The 4,237-nt window shown below is 34.1% G+C and carries 8 protein-coding genes; all 8 read right to left on the reverse strand.

Annotated elements, in window-relative coordinates:
* Window positions 1–91: 91 nt before the first annotated feature.
* The gene (locus AC27GZ_RS16020) at window positions 92–505 is read right to left on the reverse strand and encodes a hypothetical protein (RefSeq protein ID WP_487096380.1); all 414 of its coding nucleotides are present in this window, start codon (window positions 503–505) and stop codon (window positions 92–94) included.
* Window positions 506–594: 89 nt separating this feature from the next.
* Entirely contained in the window at window positions 595–975 is a 381-nt protein-coding gene (locus AC27GZ_RS16025) for a hypothetical protein (RefSeq protein ID WP_487096381.1), read from the reverse strand.
* A gap of 83 nt (window positions 976–1,058) precedes the next feature.
* On the reverse strand, window positions 1,059–1,385 hold the full coding sequence (locus AC27GZ_RS16030; protein WP_487096382.1) for a hypothetical protein: 327 nt from the start codon (window positions 1,383–1,385) through the stop codon (window positions 1,059–1,061).
* 108 nt (window positions 1,386–1,493) lie between these two features.
* Window positions 1,494–1,793 carry a DUF3144 domain-containing protein gene (locus tag AC27GZ_RS16035; protein WP_487096383.1) on the reverse strand — a complete coding sequence of 100 codons (300 nt, stop codon included), beginning with the start codon at window positions 1,791–1,793 and terminating at the stop codon, window positions 1,494–1,496.
* Window positions 1,794–1,908: 115 nt separating this feature from the next.
* Window positions 1,909–2,181: a TIGR04104 family putative zinc finger protein gene (locus AC27GZ_RS16040; RefSeq protein WP_487096384.1), complete on the reverse strand. Its 273-nt coding sequence runs from the start codon at window positions 2,179–2,181 to the stop codon at window positions 1,909–1,911.
* Between the two features lie 543 nt (window positions 2,182–2,724).
* On the reverse strand, window positions 2,725–3,258 hold the full coding sequence (locus AC27GZ_RS16045; protein ID WP_487096385.1) for a hypothetical protein: 534 nt from the start codon (window positions 3,256–3,258) through the stop codon (window positions 2,725–2,727).
* Between the two features lie 77 nt (window positions 3,259–3,335).
* On the reverse strand, window positions 3,336–3,752 hold the full coding sequence (locus AC27GZ_RS16050) for a hypothetical protein (protein WP_487096386.1): 417 nt from the start codon (window positions 3,750–3,752) through the stop codon (window positions 3,336–3,338).
* A gap of 104 nt (window positions 3,753–3,856) precedes the next feature.
* Window positions 3,857–4,216, reverse strand: coding sequence for a VOC family protein (locus tag AC27GZ_RS16055; RefSeq protein WP_487096387.1), 360 nt, complete (start codon window positions 4,214–4,216; stop codon window positions 3,857–3,859).
* Window positions 4,217–4,237: the final 21 nt, after the last annotated feature.

Raw genomic sequence — 4,237 nt, forward strand, 5'->3', positions numbered from 1 at the left:
ATTTAAGGGGCTGATAATAGTTTGCTAAAATTGTGTAGCGCAGCGAAACCGGGCAAACTGTTAACAGTCCCGCTTTAAATTCTTGTTATGTTTACTTTTTACCCAACTGCGAATCACTGGTTTTCTTTACTCGTTTTTCTAGATGCGAAACCTCTATCGCAACACAAATATTTTTGCCTATTTTTAAAAGAGATAAAAATATTGCTATAGCTATGATCCGTTCATATGTTTCTAGTTCATAAGTTAGCAAGAAAGCACAAAAAGGAGCCCATAAAAGTACACGAATAAATATATAAAAAAGTGTATATTTTTTTTCTGCTACTTCCTCGTTATCTTTTAAGCTTTGAGCCGCAAATACATATTCAGGTGAGGCTTGTAGTGATTTTTCTTTTTCGAGAATAAGAGTAAGAATAGCTTCATACTTTTCAGGATACTTTAACTTATCGATATTTTCTTCGACATCATAGAGTTCCTCTAAAGTGTATTCTTCTAAACCATGACTCAAAATCGACACTCTCTAAGTAAACATAACGCCCCATTAATGGGCTAAAAACAGTTGGTTAAAATTAGCGACGCAGGAGCAAAAGCCAACTGTTATTTGTCCTGCTTTAACGACTTGTTATATTCTCTTTGCTTCGCCAGCGCAGTTAACATAAAGCTAACAGCAAAAATTATTATTAATTGCGCAATAGATTTAACTACATCTAGGCCTTTAACAGACAATTGTTTCGACCTTTTTTCAGCTAATAGTCTTTGAGAATATATAGCTTTTATCATATCCATATCTTGCTTTTTAAGCGCCAAATCAAATGCCTTTTTTTCTAAAGGTATATTTTTACTGTACTCATTTTCAATGTGGTTAATTGAAATGTAATTGTCATCATATTTGATGTATGGAATATCCTCAAAAAATATGATTAGAAAAGAAAGAGTAATCACTATTGAACCGAATAAATAAAATCCTTTTGATTGCACCAGTTTCTCCGAGAATATAACGCCCTAATAATGGGCAAATATCAGTTGGTTAAAATAAGCGACGCAGGAGCAAAAACCAACTGTTATTTGTCCTGATTTATTTGCTTGTTAGGTTGATTAGAGTGCAGTGTAACGGCTTTTAAAACTGCACCATTAATTTCCCATAAAAGATATATGTAAAAACACAAACCGAAAATAGGAAATACAACCCATGGAGTCCAATCTGGAAGCGATAAAGCTACCTCAATTTCTGCCACATAAAATGAACAAATAAAAAGTAATGCTATAACAAAGTAAAACCGCAAACTGATCCATTTGTTATGAAGCTTAACAGCATCAGAAACAAACTCATTTTTCTGTTTTTTATTTAACCCATCTAATTCAGGGTAATTACCAGTTTTGAAATACATCGAACCTGAAACCTAACGCCCACGTTAAGGGGCTAAAAATTAGTTTGCTAAAATTGTGTAGCGAAGCGAAACCGAGCAAACTGTTTTTAGTCCCGCTTAAACTGTTTGTTATGCAGATTTATCATCTACATCCATATAATCATTGAAATTGTCTATATAATCATCAAGGTTTTCATTTAACATTTTTCGATATTCTGAGACAAAATACTCAAGCATCTCTTCTTTATCAGCGATCATTTCTTCGCGGTTATTACAGCTACATGCACTGACCCAAGCATTAAACCTTGCTGTTGAATACATAGTCGAAGAGCTAACTTTCCCCCGACCAACTTCTTCAGTGATTTGGTCATTTGATAAATGAATATGTGCATCAGCTCTTTCATAAAATTTATCATCTACATCATTCATGTGCGACAGTCCTTTGTATCTGCATAACGCCCTTTTAATGGGCAAATTACAGTTGGTTAAAATTAGCGACGCAGGAGCAAAAACCAACTGTAATTTGTCCCTGTTTAAATGCTTGTTAGCTGCACTTTACCAACTTTTGGTTGAATGGAGCCAGAATAAATATAAGCACAAAAACTACAACAATTGAAACTACTAGTGATATACCAGAAAAGGAAACTATAAAGTAATCCATTACAAGTACGGCAAGACCAACCATTAGAGTGAAAATAACATAACTATCTATATTTATTTTGTACTTAGCTCCACAACCTGAACATTTCACAGATCTGATTGCAAAAAACAATTGTTCATAAGTAATTTTATTATTGCAATCCCCGCAAATTTTCATGGAACCTCCTTGTGCATGCTAACGCCCTAATAACAGGCAAAAAATTGTTTGCTAAAATGTTGAGGAACGAAAACAGCAAACTGTTTTTTGTCCTTATTAATTAGCTTGTTATAGTGCATAAAATGCATTAGAAAGAAAATATATTAAAAACAAACCAAATGGTATGCTTATGACAAAAAACAACACAAATATTTTTGAACATAATTTATCAAGGTAGTCATCATTCAAGTTTTCCCACTTTCTTTTGAGTAAAAAACCAAGAAATTTCGAGTTATTATCTGGTGTACTATTGAAAAATAAAGATGGCTTTCCCATTGAGGAATATACTTTCAAATGCTTTTTTTCTAAATAATTAAATAATTCTGATAACAATACTAGCCAATAAAATATTAGGGGAATTAAGAAAAAAGGAATGGTATTCAAAACTGCCTCCTTGCACTATAACGCCTCGTTAAGAGGCAAATAATATGTTGGCTAAAATAAGCGACGCAGGAGCAAAAGCCAACTGTTATTTGTCCTGCTTTAACGACTTGTTAGGGTTACTTAGCGCACAAAATAAGCTTTAAGCCAATTAGGGTCAACTGCGCCATTTATAAATTGATTTACAGTCAAATGGCCAACCACTTTTTTATTTATAACTATTAAAGGTGGAGAACTAGTAAACTCATTAAATGGGCTTTTATCAGAAAACTTCCCCCCATATTGACCAAACTCATTCCAAATGCTGTCTTGAGAAAATTCACTACCGTATGATCCAAATTGATTAAAAATAGAATCAGTAGAAAATTCCGAAGATATAGTGCCTAGGTACTTATACTCTTCGGTAAAAGAATCTATAGAAATAATCGATGCGCCTTCGTATTTATTAATGATTTTCAAACGAAGAGCTGCTTCCAAAGATGCAATCTCATACTGAAGTAAAGGCTTTGCTAGCTCTTTTTGTTTTTTTAAAAGAGCTATATATTCTTGTTTTTGTTTTTCTCTAACCTGTTTCATTTGTTCTTTAGTCATTTTTCCTTCTTGTGCAGAAGCCAAAAAAGATAAAGAAAACAGGATTAAACACGTAGTCCATTTCATAGGTAACCCTAACGCCCATTTAAGGGGCTGATTAATAGTTTGCTAAAATGTGAAGCGAAGCGAAACCGAGCAAACTGTTAGCAGTCCCGCTTTAAATTCTTGTTATGTGACGTTAAATGCCCATGTATACGCCAAATTAGAATAACAATACAAAAAGATATAAAAAACATATATGTTTTAGGTGAATCTTCAAAACTTATTTGACTATTTTTAGCTGAAATTTGTCCCGTAAATAAAATATATAAAGTCCAGAGGGTTAAGCCAAACGTAATTAGCTTTTCTTTAGGTTTGTTAAAATCAATTTTTCGCCACCAAGCGGGTTCAGAAACTTCGCTATTATCAGGTTCATTCGAAGCATCTTTTTTAGCTTCATCTGCGAATTTTTGTAAGTGTATTTTAATTTCGGCATATCGTTCAGGCCAAGCCTCTTTATCAATATGTTCAAAAGCATCTAACAATTCATCTTCCGTGTAGGATTGATAGTCTGGATTCATATTTGGTCACATAACGCCCAAATAAGGGGCTGATTAATAGTTGGCTAAAATGTGAAGCGGAGCGAAACCTAGCCAACTGTTAGCAGTCCCGCTTAATTTTCTTGTTATGTGCCAGACAAACACCATACTGCAAATTCATTTCCACTAGGCTCTATAAAGTGAAATCGACTCCCGCCCGGAAATGAGAAAATTGGAGTAGAAATCTTACCACCGCATGACTCGACAGTAGATTGAGCTTTATCCAAGTCCTCAGTTAATAGTACAAGTAAGGCAGAGCCGTTTGACGCTAATGAAGATAAATCCGATTTGTAGAAACCACCGTCTAACCCTTCATCTTCGAAAGCAGTATAATCGGGGCCATAATCGGTAAAACTCCAACCAAATGCCTCAGTGAAGAATTGTTTTGTAGCTGAAATATCTTTGGCGGGAAACTCTACATAATTTAACTTTAAATTTGTCGGCATAACCTAAATCCTTTTGGCACA

Source organism: Colwellia sp. SU-HH00943 (genome assembly GCF_057546125.1).

Excerpts from the sequence above, each read along its gene's own strand:
- AC27GZ_RS16030 (WP_487096382.1), bottom strand. The coding sequence starts at position 1,385 with ATGTATTTCAAAACTGGTAATTACCCTGAATTAGATGGGTTAAATAAA.
- AC27GZ_RS16035 (WP_487096383.1), bottom strand. The coding sequence starts at position 1,793 with ATGAATGATGTAGATGATAAATTTTATGAAAGAGCTGATGCACATATT.
- AC27GZ_RS16040 (WP_487096384.1), bottom strand. The coding sequence starts at position 2,181 with ATGAAAATTTGCGGGGATTGCAATAATAAAATTACTTATGAACAATTG.
- AC27GZ_RS16045 (WP_487096385.1), bottom strand. The coding sequence starts at position 3,258 with ATGAAATGGACTACGTGTTTAATCCTGTTTTCTTTATCTTTTTTGGCT.
- AC27GZ_RS16050 (WP_487096386.1), bottom strand. The coding sequence starts at position 3,752 with ATGAATCCAGACTATCAATCCTACACGGAAGATGAATTGTTAGATGCT.
- AC27GZ_RS16055 (WP_487096387.1), bottom strand. The coding sequence starts at position 4,216 with ATGCCGACAAATTTAAAGTTAAATTATGTAGAGTTTCCCGCCAAAGAT.